Origin of the sequence: Methylobacterium ajmalii (assembly GCF_016613415.1) — a bacterium.
Lineage (GTDB): Bacteria > Pseudomonadota > Alphaproteobacteria > Rhizobiales > Beijerinckiaceae > Methylobacterium > Methylobacterium ajmalii.
Map to the genome: position 1 here is coordinate 1 of NZ_JACWCT010000002.1, position 14907 is coordinate 14907.

Consider the following 14907-nt stretch of genomic DNA (forward strand, 5'->3'; position numbering starts at 1 on the left):
GGCCAAGCCCGCCCCGGCCCCGCGCCCGGCGGCCTCCGCCGGCCTGGCCGCCGAGCTGCCCGAGCCCGAGCGCCAGGCCCGCGGTGCCGCCCCGGAGGGCGATCTCGGCGGCGCGCCGCTCGACGCGCGCCTGACCTTCGAGAGCTTCGTGGTCGGCCGCTCGAACGCCCTGGCGCACGCCGCCGCCGAGCGGGTCGCGCGCCACGACGGGGGCCCCGCGCTCTACAACCCGCTCTACTTCCATGCCGGCGTGGGCCTGGGGAAGACCCACCTCCTGCACGGCATCGGCCACTCGGTGAAGAATGCCGGGCGGCGGGTGATCTACCTCACCGCCGACCGCTTCATGTACGGCTTCGTCAACGCGCTGAAGACCCAGAGCGCGCTGGCCTTCAAGGAGAAGCTGCGGGCGATCGACGTCCTGATCCTCGACGACGTGCAGTTCATCCAGGGCCGCTCGATCCAGGCGGAGTTCGGCCACACCCTCAACGCCCTCATCGATGCCGGGCGCCAGGTGGTGGTGGCGGCCGACCGGCCGCCGACGGAGCTGGAGGCCCTCGACGAGCGCGTCCGCTCGCGCCTCGCCGGTGGCCTCGTGGTCGAGATCGGCACCCTCGACGAGGCCCTGCGCGCCTCGATCCTGCAGTCGCGCCTGGAGGCCGTGCGGGCTTCGCACCCCGCCTTCGAGGTGGGTCCCGCAGTCGCCGAGTACGTGGCGAAGGCGATCACCGCCAACGGCCGCGACCTCGAAGGCGCGGTCAACCGGCTGCTCGCCCACGCGACGCTGACGGGGGCGCCCGTCACCCTCGACACCGCCGAGACGGCGATCCGCGACCTCGTGAAGAACCGCGAGCCGAAGCGGGTCAAGATCGAGGACATCCAGAAGCTGGTGGCGAGCCGCTACAACGTCTCGCGCTCCGACATCCTCTCCGAGCGCCGCACCGCCGCGGTGGTCAAGCCGCGCCAGATCGCCATGTACCTCTCGAAGGTGCTGACGCTGCGCTCCCTGCCGGAGATCGGCCGGCGCTTCGGCGGGCGCGACCACACCACGGTGCTCCACGCCGTGCGCAAGATCGAGAAGGCGATCGGCGAGGACACGGCGCTGTGCGACGAGGTCGAGCTCCTGAAGCGCATGCTCCAGGATTGAGGCTCCGGAACCGATGACCCCGCGCGCCGCGCGCGCCGCGCGCGGGGGAGGCTCGTGGATGAGCCTCCCCCGCCGGCTTGCCTTCGGGGAGCGCCTTCGCCAAAGTTCCCGTCCCGTGCGTGCACGGGGCAACGAGTGCGGTTGCCGGCCTTGAACGGTCGGTCGTTCGAGACACGGATCACCCTGATGAAAGTCACCGTCGAGCGCGCGGCCCTTCTTCGGTCGCTCGGCCACGTGCACCGCGTCGTGGAGCGGCGCAACACGATCCCGATCCTGTCGAACGTGCTGCTGCGCTCGGGGCCGGACGGCCTCCAGCTGAAGGCCACCGACCTCGACATCGAGGTGACCGAGACGATCCCCGCCGACGTGGTCGACGGCGGCGCCATCACGGTGCCGGCCCACGTCATCTACGACATCGTGCGCAAACTGCCCGACGGCGCCCAGGTCTCGCTCGAGACCAGCGGCGAGACCGGCCAGATGCTGATCCGCTCGGGCCGCTCGCGCTTCACCCTCGGCGCCCTGCCGGAGGGCGATTTCCCCGACCTCGCCGCCGGCGAGCTGCCGCACCGCTTTGAATTGCCGGCCGCCGACCTCAAGCGCCTGATCGACAAGACCCAGTTCGCGATCTCCACCGAGGAGACGCGCTACTACCTCAACGGCATCTTCTTCCACACCATCGACGCCGAGGGCTCGCTCAAGCTGCGGGCGGTCGCCACCGACGGCCACCGCCTCGCCCGCGTCCAGATGGAGGCGCCGGAGGGCAGCGGCGGCATGCCGGGCATCATCGTGCCGCGCAAGGCCGTGGCCGAGATCCAGAAGCTCGTCGAGGATGGCGGCGAGACCGTCGGCGTCGAGATCTCGTCGGCCAAGGTGCGGTTCAGCTTCTCGTCCGGCGTCACCCTGATCTCGAAGCTCATCGACGGCACCTTCCCGGACTACGCCCGCGTCATCCCGACCGGCAACGACAAGCGCCTGACGGTCGAGCGCGACCAGTTCGCCAAGGCGGTCGACCGCGTCTCGACCATCTCGTCCGAGCGCGGCCGCGCGGTGAAGCTCGCCATGACCGACGGGCGCCTGTCGCTCTCGGTCAACAACCCGGATTCGGGTTCGGCGACCGAGGAGCTGGACGTCGACTACGAGTCCGGTCCCCTCGATATCGGCTTCAACGCCCGCTACCTCCTCGACATCACCGCCCAGCTCGACGGCGACACGGCGCTGTTCCGCCTCGCCGATCCGGGCTCGCCGACGGTGATCCAGGACCGCGAGGGGGCGCCCGCGCTCTACGTGCTGATGCCGATGCGGGTGTGAGGGCGGGATTGCGCGCTCTCGCAGGTTCGAATTGCCGGGCAGCGCCAGCCTTTCCCACCCACGACCTCATCCTGAGGTGTCAGTCGATTGAAATCGACTGACCTCGAAGGAGGGCTCCAGACGTCTCTGTGATCCCTGAAGCCCTCCTTCGAGGCCTCCGCTTCACTCCGGCACCTCAGGATGGGGTGGCGGATGGGGTGAGGCTTGCCGAAAAACGAGCGTGGTCCCGAGCGCCTGCGCCGACCTGTGATATGGCCCGGGGATGACCGAGCCCGACCCCTTGCGCGTCACACGTCTGATCGCCCGCGACTTCCGCAACCACGCCGATCTCGACCTCGCGGTCGGTCGCCACTTCGTCGCGCTGGTGGGGGAGAACGGGGCCGGCAAGACCAACATCCTGGAAGCCCTGTCGCTGTTCGCCCCCGGCCGGGGCCTGCGCCGGGCCGATTTCGCCGGGATGGCGCGCGAGGGCGGGGCCGGCGGCTTCGCGGTCTCACTCACGCTGGAGGGGCCGAACGGCGACCACCGCATCGGCACCGCCTGGGAGCCGCCGCGGGGCCGCGACGAGCGCGGCGGCCGGCTCTGCCGCATCGACGGGGCCACCGCCCCCTCCCCCACGGCGTTCGCCGAGCAGGTGCGGGTGGTCTGGCTCACCCCCGATCTCGACGCATTGTTTCGCGGCCCCGCCGGCGACCGGCGCCGCTTTCTCGACCGGCTGGTGCTCGCCGTCGATGCCGGCCACGGCGCCCGGGTCAACGCGATGGAGCGGGCCTTGCGCTCGCGCAACCGCCTGCTGGAGGAGCGGCCCGACGACGGACCCTGGCTCGACGCGGTGGAGCGCGAGGTGGCGGAACTCGCCGTCGCGGTGGCGCTCGCCCGCCGCGAGACCGTGGAGCGCCTCGACAGCCTGATCCTGTCGACCCGCGACGAGGCCTCGCCCTTCCCCTGGGCCGGGGTGCGGCTGGAAGGCGACATCGACGACCTCGTGGCGGTCTGGCCGGCGGTCGATGCCGAGGACCGGTACCGCGCCACCTTGCGCCAGAACCGCTTTCGCGACCGCGCCGCCGGCCGGACGCTGGCCGGCCCCCAGGCCTCCGACCTCGTGGTGCGCCACGGCCCCAAGGACGTGCCCGCCGCCACCGCCTCGACCGGCGAGCAGAAGGCCCTGCTGATCGGCCTGGTGCTGGCCCATGCCCGCCTCGTCACGGGAATGAGCGGGCTCAGCCCCCTGGTTCTCCTCGACGAGGTCGCCGCCCATCTCGATCCCCGCCGCCGCGCCGGCCTGTTCGACGCGCTGGAGGCCCTGCCCGGCCAGGTCTGGATGACCGGGGCCGATCCGGCGCTGTTCGGGGAGCTGGGCGAACGGGCGGATATGGTGCAGGTGGCGGAGGGGAGCGTGCGGGTTTGAACGGCCTCAGAGCGTCGGCGGCAGCGCCGTCCGGCTGAAATCGTTGCCGACGAACAGCAGCGGCAGGCCGCGGACGGCCGCGCATGCGTAAGCGAAGCAGTCGCCGAGATTGAGCCGCGCGGGATGGCCCCGCCCTTTGCCGTAGCGGGCGTAAGCCAAGAGGGCGCCATTGACCTCGGCCTCCGCGACGGCAACGAGCCCGATGCGGCTGATCGTCATGAACCCCCTCACCTGCCGGTCGGCATCCTCGACGGACAGGCCGGCCTCGCGGCTGATCGCCGTGACGGCTTCGAAGACCGCGAGGGTCGAGGTGACCGGATCTGACGCTGCGTCGATCTGATTGGTCAGATCGGTCGCTCCGGTCTCCTTGAGCAGGATCGCGACGATCGCCGAGGCATCGACGAACATCAGGGTTCGCCGTTCAGATCGTCGAAGAAGGCCTTGTCCGCCTTCAGCCCGGTGCGCGGGAACGACGCGATATAATCCTGGATCGGCTTGATGCGCTCGACGAGCGGCACGGATTCCTCGCGGCGGGCGATCTCGGCAGCCAGCGCCAGGCGAACCGCTTCCGTCTTGCTCACGCCGGCCATCGTCGCCAATTTGTCAGCCAGCTGATTCACCTCCTGGCTGCGGATGTTGAGCGACATGGGACGCGATCCTGTGTAGACACCGTCGCCAGCATGTCTACACGCCTCGCGCCCCGTCGCAAGGCCGCGCAGAGCGATCGAACCCCATGACAGACCGCCTCGACGAGGCCCGCGCCGCCCTTCGCAAAACCTTCGGCTACGAGGATTTCCGTCCCGGCCAGGCCGAGGTGATCGGCGCCGTGCTGGACGGGCGCGACGTGTTCGCGGTGATGCCGACGGGCTCGGGCAAGTCGATGACCTACCAGCTCCCCGCCCTGGTAGAAGAGTCGCTGACCGTCGTCGTCTCTCCGCTGATCGCGCTGATGCACGATCAGGTGAAGCAGATGGAGGCCTTCGGCATCGCGGCCGGCACCCTCAACTCGTCGGTGTCGGAATCGAGCGCCCGCGAGACCTGGCGCGGCATCCGCCAGGGCAGCTTGCGCCTGCTCTTCGTCTCGCCCGAGCGGCTCCTGATGGACGGCCTGATCGAGGCGCTGCAGGGCGCGGGCGTGCGCCGGCTCGCCGTCGACGAGGCCCACTGCGTGTCGCAATGGGGCCACGACTTCCGGCCCGAATACCGCGACCTCGCGCGCGCGCGCGAGGCGCTCGGCGACGTGCAGACCGTGGCGCTGACCGCGACGGCGGACGCCGCGACCCGGGCGGACATCTCCGAGCGGCTGTTTCCCCGCGGGCGCAAGCCCGAACTCTTCGTCCATTCCTTCGACCGGCCGAACATCCGCCTGACCTTCGCGCCGAAGGAGCACCCGACGCGCCAGCTCTCGCGATTCCTGCGTCCGCGCAAGGCCGAGAGCGGCATCATCTACTGCTCCTCGCGCAAGCGCACCGAGCAGATCGCCGAGATCCTGCAGCAGGACGGCTTCAATGCGCTCGCCTACCATGCCGGGCTGGAGCAGAGCGTGCGGATGCGCAACCAGGACACCTTCCTGCAGGAGGACGGCGTCGTGGTGGTGGCGACCATCGCCTTCGGCATGGGCATCAACAAGCCGGACGTGCGCTACGTCTGCCACGCCGACATGCCCTCGACGATCGAGAGCTACTACCAGGAGATCGGGCGGGCCGGCCGCGACGGGCTGCCGGCCGACACGCTCACGCTCTACGGCCTCGACGACATGGCGCTCCGCCGTCGCCAGATCGACGAGAAGGAGGTGCCGGACGACCGCCGTCGGGTCGAGCGCCGCAAGCTCGAGGCGATGATCGGCCTGTGCGAGGGCGCGACCTGCCGGCGTCAGTCGCTGCTCGGCTATTTCGGCGAGCAGATCGAGCGGTGCGGCCGCTGCGACCTCTGCCGCGGTGGCGTCTCGCTCATCGACGGCACGGTGGCAGCCCAGAAGGTTCTTTCCGCGGTGGTGCGCACCGGCCAGCGGTTCGGCGCCGCCTATATCTGCGACCTCGTCCACGGCAAGGAGAGCGAGCAGATCCGCCGCAACGGCCACGTCCAGCTCAAGACCTTCGGGGTCGGCTCCGACAAGCCGGTGGCCGCCTGGCGGGCGATCCTGCGCCAGCTCTTCGCCGCGGGCGCGGTTGCCGAGAACGGCGACGGCTACGGCGGTCTCTCGCTCACCGACAAGGGCGAGGCGATCCTGTTCGGCCGCGAGCCGGTGCAGCTGCGTCCCGATCCCGAACCGAAGGCCCCCAAGGAGCGCCGCCGCGCGACCCAGGACGACGACACGCTCGGCCTCTCGGACACCGACGAGGCGCTGTTCCAGCACCTGCGCGGCCTGCGCGCGACGCTCGCCCGCCAGGAGGGTGTCGCCGCCTACATGATCTTTCCCGATCGCACCCTGATCGAGATGGCGCGCGCCAAGCCCGTCGACCTCTGGGCGCTACGCTCGGTCCACGGGGTGGGCGAGCGCAAGCGGGATGCCTATGGGCAGCCTTTCGTGGAGGCTGTGGCGGAGTTCCTGGCGGATGCGGCGAAGCGGGCGGGGTGAGCGGGGTCTCTCACGCAAAGCCCTTCAGACCGCGTATCCCCGCACCCCTTCGATCCCAAAGGATGTGTCGCATAGCCTCTGTGGCGTAAGGTCGATGCGCTTGGCGGTCGGCGGACTCTCCCGTCCGCTTACCCATGTTGTCCGCCACCCTGAGCCCGATAGGCAGAACGACCGCATGGGGTGGGCAGAGATGTCTACCCGCCCGCACTCCGTCGGCCGCGCGGACCCGTGAAGGCTGGCGTGTTGTCGTGGTTTTCATCGAGGAGCTTGCGCCAGCGGGTCAGGCGCTCGGGGTTGACCGTACCGTCGGCGACGGCGGCCTGCACGGCGCAGCCGGGTTCGTGCGCGTGCGTGCAGTCGCGGAACCGGCACGAGTGTGCGAGTTCGGTGATCTCGGCAAACAGCGTTGCGATCCCTTCCGTCGCGCCGCTGACGTGCAGCGTTCGCATTCCCGGTGTATCGATCACCCAGCCGCCGCCCGCGATGGCGTGCAGAGATCGCGCCGTCGTGGTGTGGCGTCCCTTGGCGTCGTGTTCGCGAATGCCTCCGGTTTCCTGGGGACGCGCTTGTCCCGGGCCGGCGAGCGTGTTCACCAGGGTCGATTTGCCGACACCCGAAGAGCCGACCAGCGCCACGGTCTGGCCCACCCCGCACCACGAGGCCAAGGTGCGGGCAGCCTCCGGAAGCCGGGGATTGACGGTCACGACGTCGAGCCCGCGCTGCAACTCGGCCGCCTGACGGTGGTAGACGTCAGCATCTGCCGCGATGTCGGCCTTGGTGAGCAGTATCACCGGATTCGTGCCGCCCTGGTTGGCGAGAGCCAGATAGCGCTCGAGTCGGGCCTGATTGAAGTCGGCGTTGCAGGAGGTGACGATGAACAGCGTATCGACGTTGGCTGCGGCCGGCTGCAGGGTTCGGCTGCCTTCGACGCGCCGCTCCAGGACCGTCCTGCGGGTCAGGCGTCGGTGAAGCATCCGGGTCCGGGGATCAACCAGGACCCAATCGCCCACGGCGAAATCACCGGTATTCGCATGAACGGGTAGCGTCAGCTCGACTGATCCCGCCTCCGACAGGGCGCTCAGGCGTGAGCGGTGAACCATGGCGATCCGCACGGGAGCGAGATCGGCTTCGTGCGGCTCACGCTGCTCCTCGAAGAAGGTGAGCCAACCCAGGCTCGCAAGCGGCGCAGGCGGGAGGGAATGGGGAAGATCGGTCACCCGGCGACACATGGCATGACCTCGGTCCGGTGACCAGCCGCTCGCAACGGCCCGCCTCATCCTGCCCCTGCGAAGCGCTTGGCGAGGACGAAGACGGCGAGCGCGGACGATCTGGCGTTTTCGTCATCGCGGGCGAGCCTGCGGCACCAACCTACCTGCCGCTGGGACGATCGACGAGGAACCGTACGTCCCCCCTTCGACGGGAGAGGAAGAACGCATCCGCCTCATAAGGCTCAGGGTGGCGTGATCGCCATCGTCGGCCGCTCCTGCCGTCCCCGAAAATCTCGCAAGGTCGCGCTCAAGCGCTCCCGCAGCGCCGCCTCCGACAGCGGCCCCGTCACGACAAGGCTCGCCACCACCTCCGGATGCTTGAGCCGCTGTTTCGGCGTCCGGGCATGGTTGGCCACCCGCACCTGCCCCTCGGCACCGGGCAGGCCGAAGTAGAAGCTCTCGCCCCGCGTCCCCTGCCCGACCTCCGAAAAACCCTCCGCCAGGAGGAGCGCCCGGGCGCGGTCGATCGCCGCCGCCGGCGTCACGGCCGCCAGCCCGCCTCGTCCTCCTCGCCGCCGTCCTCGGTCTCGCGATACGGCCCGTCGGTCGCCTCCGCGCCGCGATAGCCGGTCGCCAGCACGTAGAGCTCGCTCGAATCGGCCCGGCTTGCCGCCGGCTTGACGTGGCGCACGTTCGAAAAATCGCGTTTGAGGTCGGTGAGAAGCCCGCCCTCGGTGCCGCCCTGCAGCACCTTGGCGAGGTAGGTGCCGCCCGGCGCCAGGATCTCGCGGGCAAACGCCAGGGCGGTCTCGGCGAGCCCCATGATGCGCAGGTGGTCGGTCTTCTTGTGGCCGGTGGCGTTGGCGGCCATGTCGGACATCACGACGTCCGCCGGCCCGCCCAGCATTTCGGTGAGGAGACCCGGCGCGGTCGGATCGAGGAAGTCGAGGGTGACGAAGTCGACCCCGGGCATCGGCTCGATCTCGAGGAGATCGATGCCGACCACCCGGCCCCGCGGCGCCGACGCGCCGGGATGACTGCCGACCTTGGCGGCCGCCACCTGCGACCAGCCGCCCGGCGCCGCACCGAGATCGACCACGCGCTGGCCGGGCTTGAGCAGCCGGAAGCGCTCGTCGATCTCGGTGAGCTTGAAAGCCGCGCGCGAGCGGTAGCCCTCGCGCTTGGCGCGGGCCACGTAAGGGTCGTTGAGCTGGCGCTCGAGCCAGAGCTTGGAGGAGACCGTGCGCCCGCGCCCGGTCTTGACCCGCTGCTTCAGGTCGCCCCGGAGGCCGCCGCCGCGACGATCGCTCATATCCCGTGACCTTCGATGATCGAAAAAAAATCGTTCTAGAGCATTTTTCGACGAAGTGGATACCGGTTCGTCAGAGAAAATGCGGCAAAATCAAACACCTAGAGCGCTTCGCGATCGCGGAGCGATCGTGAGGCGCACGAGGTCAATGACGCTCCGGGCCCGCGGGCGCAAGCCCGCTTCTCCAAGGAGTCCTGCGCGAGCAAGCCCGGAGGCCGTCAGCTCGGCCGCCCTCCCCGGCGCCACACCCCGTCCTCGCGCATCATGTTCATCAAGAGGCCCTCGCGCAGGCCGCGATCGGCGATGCGCAGGCGCTCGGACGGGAAGGCCCGGCGGATCGCCTCGAGGATGGCGCAGCCGGCCAGCACCAGATCGGCCCGGTCGCGGCCGATGCAGGGATTCTGCGCCCGGTCCGACAGGCGGGTCGAGAGCAGGCCGTCGATGGCGTCGGTGACCTCGCGGTCGCGCATCCATAACCCATCGATCCGGCGCCGGTCGTAGCGCGGGAGGCGCAGGTGGGTGGCGGCGAGCGTCGTCACCGTGCCGGAGGTGCCGAGCAGGTGGAAGTTCGGCGCGTGGGCCGCCGCGCCGGCGATCAGCGCGAACTTGGTCAGGCGGTCGGCGACCTCCTCGACCATGCCCTCGAAGACCGGGCGGGTCACGTCGGCCCCGCCGTAGCGCTCGGCCAGGGTGACGACGCCGACGGGCAGCGAATCCCAGGCGCGGATGCGCAAGGTGGGGTCGGCGCTGCGGGCGAGCGCGGCCGAACCGTCGAGCCAGATGATCTCGGTCGAGCCGCCGCCGATATCGAAGATCACCACCGATTCGGCGTGCCGGTCGGCGAGCGCCGCGCAGCCGGTGACCGCGAGATAGGCTTCCGTGCGCCGGTCCACCACCTCGAGGTCGAGCCCGACCTCGCGGTGGACCCGGTCGACGAAGGCCGCGCCGTTGACGGCGAGGCGGCAGGCCTCGGTGGCGATCGACTTCGACCGCACCACCCCGCGGCTGCGCATCTTGCCGAGGCAGACCGCGAGCGCGTCGACCGTGCGCTCGACGGCGTCGTCGCTGAGCCGGTCCGTGGTCCCCAGGCCCTCGCCGAGGCGCACGATGCGCGAGAACGCGTCGATCACCCGGAACCCGTAGGGCGCCGGCTCGGCGATCAAGAGCCGGCAGTTGTTGGTGCCGAGATCGAGCGCCGCATAGGCGCGCCGGTCCGGACGACGTGGGGGGTCGACCCCCGCCGGGTCCGGCGGAGGCGCGGTCGCGCGCGCTGTCTCGGCATACTCCGCGGCGCGCGCCGGCACGGAGACGGCCGTCTCATCCCTCATCGGCGATGCCGATATCCTTCACCTCCGACCCTGGCGGGACGGATTAAGCCCATCACATGAGACAAGCTTACGTGGCTCCGGGCCGAACGCAAAGCCGCGATCGTGCCGCGCCGCGCGCCGATGCACCGGGACGACGCGGCTCCGACCAAGCACAGCCGTCGATCGACGACCGGGATTCGTCGGTCAATCGACCGCCGACCCGGTCAGCTCGGCCTGCGTGAAGCGCTGCTGCTCCTCCATCACCAGCCCGGCGAGCTCGCGCTTCAGCGCGTTGAACTCGGCCGACGCGGTGTCGCGCGGGCGGGCGAGCGGCACGATCAGGTCGCGCTTCATCCGGCCCGGGCGGTAGGTGAGCACGACGATACGGTCGGCGAGGTAGATCGCCTCCTCGATCGAGTGGGTCACGAACACGATGGTCTTGCGGTACTCGGCCCAGATCCGCAGCAGCTCGTCCTGGAGCGTGCGCCGGGTCAGGGCGTCGAGGGCGCCGAACGGCTCGTCCATCAGCATCACCGGCGGGTCGAGGGCCAGGATGCGGGCGATGGCGACGCGCTGGCGCATGCCGCCCGACAGGTCCTTGGGAAACCGCCCGAGGAAGTCCGACAGGCCGAGCTTCTGGGCGATGCGGGCGACCACCGCGTCGGCCTCGGACCGGGCGACGCCCTTGATGTCGAGGCCGAAGCGGATGTTCTGCTCGACCGTCATCCACGGAAACAGGGCGTATTCCTGGAAGACCATGCCCCGCTCGGGGCCCGGATCGACGACCGGGCGCCCGTTCATCCGGATCGACCCGCCGGTGAGGGGCGAGAACCCCGCGATGGCGTTGAGCAGGGTGGACTTGCCGCAGCCGGACGGCCCGAGCAGGCAGACGAACTGCCCGCCCGGGATCGCCGCGGACACGCCGTCGAGCGCCACCACGGCGCCCTCGCCGGTGCCGAACACCTTCGAGGCGTTCTCGATCGCGATCTCGGCGGCGCCCGGGCCGGGGCGGGCGGCGGGCTCGGCGCGGCGGAGCGGGGCCGTCGCGGTCTTTGCTTGCGCGGTCATGGTCAGCGCTCCAGGCCGCGATGCCAGCGCAGCAGGTGGTCGTTGAGGCGCGACATCGCGCCGTCGATGATGAGGCCGAGGATGCCGATCGTCAGCATGCCGCCGATGATCTTGTCCGACCACATGTACTCGCGCGCCTCCAGGATCCGGTAGCCGAGCCCGTCCGAGACCGCGATCATCTCGGCGACGATCACCACGATGAAGGCGGTGCCGATGCCGATGCGCATGCCAGCGAGCACGAAGGGGCTCGCCGCCGGCAGGATCACCCGCCGGAACATCGTCCAGGAATTGGCCCCCAGGTTGCGGGCCGCCCGGATGTAGATCGAATCGACCTGCCGCACGCCCGCCACCGTGTTGACGAGGACCGGGAAGAAGGTGCCGAGCGCGATCAGGAACAGGGCCGGCGGGTTGCCGAGCCCGAACCACACGATGGCGAGCGGGATGTAGGCGATCGGCGGGATCGGCCGCAGGATCTGCAGGAGCGGATTGACGAGGGCGTAGAGCCGGTCGCTCGTGCCCATCAGGAGCCCGACCGGCAGCGCGAGGCCGACGCCGATGGCAAAGCCCGCGATGACGCGGCCCAGGCTCGCCACCGCGTCGTGCGGCAGCTCGCCGGAGAAGAGCCAGGCGGCGTAGCTCTGGGTCGCGGGGTCGTAGGGCAGGGCCGGCACGAGGCTGGCGATCCAGCGCGAGGCCACCGCGCTCGGCGGCGGCAGCACCACGGCGGAGAAGAGGCCGGCGCGGCTGGCGGCCTCCCACAGGATCAGGAGCCCGACCGGCAGCAGGGCGCCGCGGAAGGCGGAGAGGCGATTCACGATGACGGCTCAGTTCGTTTTGGCGCCGAGTTCGGCCTTCGCCTTCTCGAGCAGGTCGAGCTTGACCCACTCGGCGTCTCCCTTCGGCGGGTTGACCATCTTGCCGAGCCCGTACTTGTGCATCAGGTCGGCCGTGACCTGCATGTGGCCGGCCGGCATGTCGTAGGTATAATCCGCGTTCTCCATCGAATCGCGAAAATCCTTGCTGCTGAGCTGGCCCTTGAACACCGTTTCGCGGACGTATTTTTCGGCGAGATCCGGCTTCTCGATGAACGTCTTGGTCGCCTCGACGAACAGCTTGAGAACCCGGGCGGCGATCTCGGGCTTCTCGGTGTACATCTTCTCGGTCATGACGAGCGGGCGGTAGGGCACGCCGACCGGGGTGTCGTAGGGCTTGACGATCTCGTAGCCCCAGCCGTTCGAGATGGCTTGCGTCGATTGCGGCTCGCTCTGGCAGATCACGTCGACGTACTTTTGCGCCAGCGCTTGGTTCAGGTCGGCGTAGTTGTTGAAGTAGACGAGCTGCACGTCCTTGCCCGGCCGTTCGGACCAGGTGATGCCGTTCTTCTCGAGCTCGGCGAGCAGCATCAGGTCCTGGGTGCCGCCGCGCACCACCGCGACCTTCTTGCCCTTCACGTCGGCCAGCGTCTTGGCGCCGAGATCGGGCCGGCCGAGGATGCGCACGCCGCCATTGGCGAAGCCCGCCACCACCAGAAGCTTCACGCCGTTGCCGCGCGCCGCCACCGCGCCGTCGGCCCCCGAGGCCGCGATGTCGATCTGGTCCACCGCCATCGCCGGATAGATGTCGGCGCCCTTGGCGAACTGCTTCTCGTCGATCTTGAGGTTATATTTTCCGGCGATCTCCTTCATGTAGGAGATCGCGCCGTAATGGGCGAATTTCAGGTTGCCGAGGCGCACGACGTCCTGGGCGGCGGCCGGGCCGGAGATGGCCGCCAGGGCGGCGGCGACGGCGGCGAGGCGCTTGAGCATGCTTCACTCCCTGTCCGTCCGGCCACTGGCGGGCCTGAATCGGTTCGGACGGGATCTTGGACAAAAGTCGAGGCTTGCGGAAGCGTGATCGCGGGGCCGACGCTAAGACTTTAGACTCCGGGATTAAATCCGGACCACGGTTCGCCGATGTCAGAACCTGATCGCGACACCCTTACAGCAGTCCCTTGACCGCGGCCGCGGCGGCCAGCCGCGGCTGGGGCCGCAGCAGGCTCTTCACTTGCGAGAACGGACGCGGGCGGTTGATCACCTCGTCGAGGCGCGACCACAGGGTCTTGGGCGAGAACGGCTTGGCGATGATCTCGTTGACGCCGAGGTTGATCGCGCGATCGACCACGTTGCGGCGCGGCTGGGCCAGCATCAGGATGATCGGCACGGTGGGCGCCGGCGAGGTGGCGGGCGTGCGCGCGAGACGAATGAACTCCTCGCCCGAGAGGATCGCCAAGTCCCAGTCGAGCACGACGAGGTCGGGCTTGCTCTCGGCCAGCACGCCCAGCGCCTCGGCGCCGTCGGGCGCTTCCAGGAGACGCTTGATGCCGACGCGCATCAGCATGTCGCGCACGATGCGGCGGATGTAGAGACTCTCGTCGACCACGAGGGCCGAGAGGTCCGGGAAGGTCGGAGTGGCGATCATCGCGGGCTTCGTCTCGAATCTTGCCAGAGATTGAACGGGCAGCCCTACGGTTTCGCTAATCGACGTGGTTAATTCTTGGTGACCTCGACGGCGGCACAGCGACGGGCCACTCTCGCGGCCACGACTCACCGATCCGCGAGGCCCGATGTCCACCACCCTCCTGTTTCGCGACAACGCCTTCCTGCGCGAGGCCGACGCACGGGTCGTCGCAGCCGACGAGACCGGCGTGGTCCTCGACCGGACCGTGTTCTACGCCCAGGGCGGCGGCCAGCCCGGCGACCGCGGCCGGATCGTGCGGGAGGACGGCCGCGCGATCACGGTCGCCGACACCGTCTACGCCGCCGACAAGAGCACGGTGCTGCACAAGGTGGCGCCGACCGAGACGCTGCCGCGGCCGGGAGAGGCGGTCTGCCTCGTTCTCGACTGGCCCCTGCGCCACGCCCGCATGCGCGTGCACACCGCTCTCCACCTGCTCTCGGTCGCCCTACCCTACCCGGTGACCGGCGGATCGATCGGCGACGGCGAGGGCCGGCTCGACTTCGACATCCCGGATGCCGGGCTCGACAAGGAGGAGGTGACGGGTCGCTTGCGCGAGATGATCGCGCGGGACGCGGCCGTGTCCACGCGCTGGATCAGCGACGCGGAGCTCTTGGCCAATCCGGGGCTCGTGAAGACGATGTCGGTGAAGCCGCCAATGGGCAGCGGGCGCGTGCGCCTGGTGGCGATCGACGGTCTCGACCTCCAACCCTGCGGCGGCACTCACGTCGCGCGGACCGGAGAGATCGGCTCCGTGACGGTCACGGCGATCGAGAAGAAGGGCAGCAGAACCGCCGCGTGCGCATCGCCCTGGCCTGAACATACGAAAAACCCCGCCGGCGATGCCGAGCGGGGTTTTTTGTTTGGTTTGGTTGCGGGGACAGGATTTGAACCTGTGACCTTCAGGTTATGAGCCTGACGAGCTACCGGGCTGCTCCACCCCGCGCCAGGGTGTTTTCGCGAGGAGGGAACGTGTGACGTGCTTGGCAGGTCTGGCGGTGACCGACTCTCCCGTGTCTTGAGACACAGTACCATAGGCGCTGGGGCGGTTAACGGCCGAGTTCGAGATGGGATCGGGTTCTGA

Annotated in this window: 14 protein-coding genes, 1 tRNA gene, 1 rRNA gene and 1 pseudogene; 5 read left to right on the plus strand and 12 right to left on the minus strand. The window is 69.7% G+C overall.

The window, feature by feature from the left end:
- From dnaA to recF, 3 genes are all read left to right on the plus strand, one after another.
- Window positions 1–1144 (plus strand): chromosomal replication initiator protein DnaA (dnaA, locus tag HPY23_RS00445; RefSeq protein ID WP_236017607.1); only part of this gene is annotated, 1144 nt, incomplete at its 5' end.
- A 186-nt stretch (window positions 1145–1330) separates the two neighbouring features.
- A complete protein-coding gene (dnaN, locus tag HPY23_RS00450) occupies window positions 1331–2452 on the plus strand; it encodes a DNA polymerase III subunit beta (protein ID WP_060845197.1) in 1122 nt (373 codons plus the stop codon).
- 262 nt (window positions 2453–2714) lie between these two features.
- Window positions 2715–3860, plus strand: a complete 1146-nt coding sequence (recF, locus tag HPY23_RS00455) for a DNA replication/repair protein RecF (RefSeq protein ID WP_091884728.1) — start codon at window positions 2715–2717, stop codon at window positions 3858–3860.
- A gap of 6 nt (window positions 3861–3866) precedes the next feature.
- Here the strand turns inward: recF and HPY23_RS00460 are convergent, their stop codons facing one another.
- Both HPY23_RS00460 and HPY23_RS00465 read right to left on the minus strand, forming a co-directional pair.
- Window positions 3867–4268: a type II toxin-antitoxin system VapC family toxin gene (locus HPY23_RS00460; protein WP_091884726.1), complete on the minus strand. Its 402-nt coding sequence runs from the start codon at window positions 4266–4268 to the stop codon at window positions 3867–3869.
- On the minus strand, window positions 4268–4507 hold the full coding sequence (locus tag HPY23_RS00465) for a type II toxin-antitoxin system VapB family antitoxin (protein WP_091884723.1): 240 nt from the start codon (window positions 4505–4507) through the stop codon (window positions 4268–4270). The genes HPY23_RS00460 and HPY23_RS00465 overlap by 1 nt, the downstream gene beginning before the upstream one ends.
- Window positions 4508–4593: 86 nt before the next feature.
- On the opposite strand from HPY23_RS00465, the gene recQ reads away from it, so the two are divergent.
- A complete protein-coding gene (gene recQ / locus HPY23_RS00470) occupies window positions 4594–6438 on the plus strand; it encodes a DNA helicase RecQ (protein ID WP_091884721.1) in 1845 nt (614 codons plus the stop codon).
- Between the two features lie 194 nt (window positions 6439–6632).
- Here recQ and rsgA read toward each other — a convergent pair whose 3' ends face one another.
- From rsgA to HPY23_RS00510, 8 genes are all read right to left on the minus strand, one after another.
- Window positions 6633–7667 carry a ribosome small subunit-dependent GTPase A gene (rsgA, locus tag HPY23_RS00475; protein WP_091884718.1) on the minus strand — a complete coding sequence of 345 codons (1035 nt, stop codon included), beginning with the start codon at window positions 7665–7667 and terminating at the stop codon, window positions 6633–6635.
- A 221-nt stretch (window positions 7668–7888) separates the two neighbouring features.
- Window positions 7889–8191 carry a hypothetical protein gene (locus HPY23_RS00480; protein ID WP_244537530.1) on the minus strand — a complete coding sequence of 101 codons (303 nt, stop codon included), beginning with the start codon at window positions 8189–8191 and terminating at the stop codon, window positions 7889–7891.
- Complete coding sequence (locus HPY23_RS00485) at window positions 8188–8958, minus strand: RlmE family RNA methyltransferase (RefSeq protein ID WP_060845204.1); 771 nt, start codon at window positions 8956–8958, stop codon at window positions 8188–8190. The genes HPY23_RS00480 and HPY23_RS00485 overlap by 4 nt, the downstream gene beginning before the upstream one ends.
- Before the next feature lie 215 nt (window positions 8959–9173).
- Entirely contained in the window at window positions 9174–10283 is a 1110-nt protein-coding gene (locus HPY23_RS00490; RefSeq protein WP_060845205.1) for a Ppx/GppA phosphatase family protein, read from the minus strand.
- A 183-nt stretch (window positions 10284–10466) separates the two neighbouring features.
- Window positions 10467–11330 carry an ABC transporter ATP-binding protein gene (locus HPY23_RS00495; RefSeq protein ID WP_091884713.1) on the minus strand — a complete coding sequence of 288 codons (864 nt, stop codon included), beginning with the start codon at window positions 11328–11330 and terminating at the stop codon, window positions 10467–10469.
- A gap of 2 nt (window positions 11331–11332) precedes the next feature.
- Entirely contained in the window at window positions 11333–12148 is an 816-nt protein-coding gene (locus tag HPY23_RS00500; protein WP_091884710.1) for an ABC transporter permease, read from the minus strand.
- Between the two features lie 6 nt (window positions 12149–12154).
- The gene (locus tag HPY23_RS00505; RefSeq protein ID WP_091884708.1) at window positions 12155–13135 is read right to left on the minus strand and encodes an ABC transporter substrate-binding protein; all 981 of its coding nucleotides are present in this window, start codon (window positions 13133–13135) and stop codon (window positions 12155–12157) included.
- Between the two features lie 172 nt (window positions 13136–13307).
- Window positions 13308–13787 carry a response regulator gene (locus HPY23_RS00510; protein WP_048432124.1) on the minus strand — a complete coding sequence of 160 codons (480 nt, stop codon included), beginning with the start codon at window positions 13785–13787 and terminating at the stop codon, window positions 13308–13310.
- Window positions 13788–13932: 145 nt separating this feature from the next.
- On the opposite strand from HPY23_RS00510, the pseudogene HPY23_RS00515 reads away from it, so the two are divergent.
- A pseudogene (locus HPY23_RS00515) lies at window positions 13933–14642 on the plus strand (alanyl-tRNA editing protein).
- 50 nt (window positions 14643–14692) lie between these two features.
- On the opposite strand, the gene HPY23_RS00520 reads toward HPY23_RS00515, so the two are convergent.
- Window positions 14693–14769 (minus strand) — tRNA-Met (locus HPY23_RS00520).
- A 44-nt stretch (window positions 14770–14813) separates the two neighbouring features.
- A 5S ribosomal RNA gene (rrf, locus tag HPY23_RS00525) occupies window positions 14814–14907 on the minus strand; the annotation flags it as partial.

Bases quoted from the DNA above. Each gene is read 5' to 3' on its own strand.
- HPY23_RS00490 (WP_060845205.1), bottom strand. From the start codon at position 10,283: ATGAGGGATGAGACGGCCGTCTCCGTGCCGGCGCGCGCCGCGGAGTAT.
- HPY23_RS00485 (WP_060845204.1), bottom strand. From the start codon at position 8,958: ATGAGCGATCGTCGCGGCGGCGGCCTCCGGGGCGACCTGAAGCAGCGG.
- HPY23_RS00505 (WP_091884708.1), bottom strand. From the start codon at position 13,135: ATGCTCAAGCGCCTCGCCGCCGTCGCCGCCGCCCTGGCGGCCATCTCC.
- recQ (WP_091884721.1), top strand. From the start codon at position 4,594: ATGACAGACCGCCTCGACGAGGCCCGCGCCGCCCTTCGCAAAACCTTC.
- dnaN (WP_060845197.1), top strand. From the start codon at position 1,331: ATGAAAGTCACCGTCGAGCGCGCGGCCCTTCTTCGGTCGCTCGGCCAC.
- HPY23_RS00495 (WP_091884713.1), bottom strand. From the start codon at position 11,330: ATGACCGCGCAAGCAAAGACCGCGACGGCCCCGCTCCGCCGCGCCGAG.
- HPY23_RS00460 (WP_091884726.1), bottom strand. From the start codon at position 4,268: ATGTTCGTCGATGCCTCGGCGATCGTCGCGATCCTGCTCAAGGAGACC.
- recF (WP_091884728.1), top strand. From the start codon at position 2,715: ATGACCGAGCCCGACCCCTTGCGCGTCACACGTCTGATCGCCCGCGAC.
- rsgA (WP_091884718.1), bottom strand. From the start codon at position 7,667: ATGTGTCGCCGGGTGACCGATCTTCCCCATTCCCTCCCGCCTGCGCCG.
- HPY23_RS00465 (WP_091884723.1), bottom strand. From the start codon at position 4,507: ATGTCGCTCAACATCCGCAGCCAGGAGGTGAATCAGCTGGCTGACAAA.
- HPY23_RS00510 (WP_048432124.1), bottom strand. From the start codon at position 13,787: ATGATCGCCACTCCGACCTTCCCGGACCTCTCGGCCCTCGTGGTCGAC.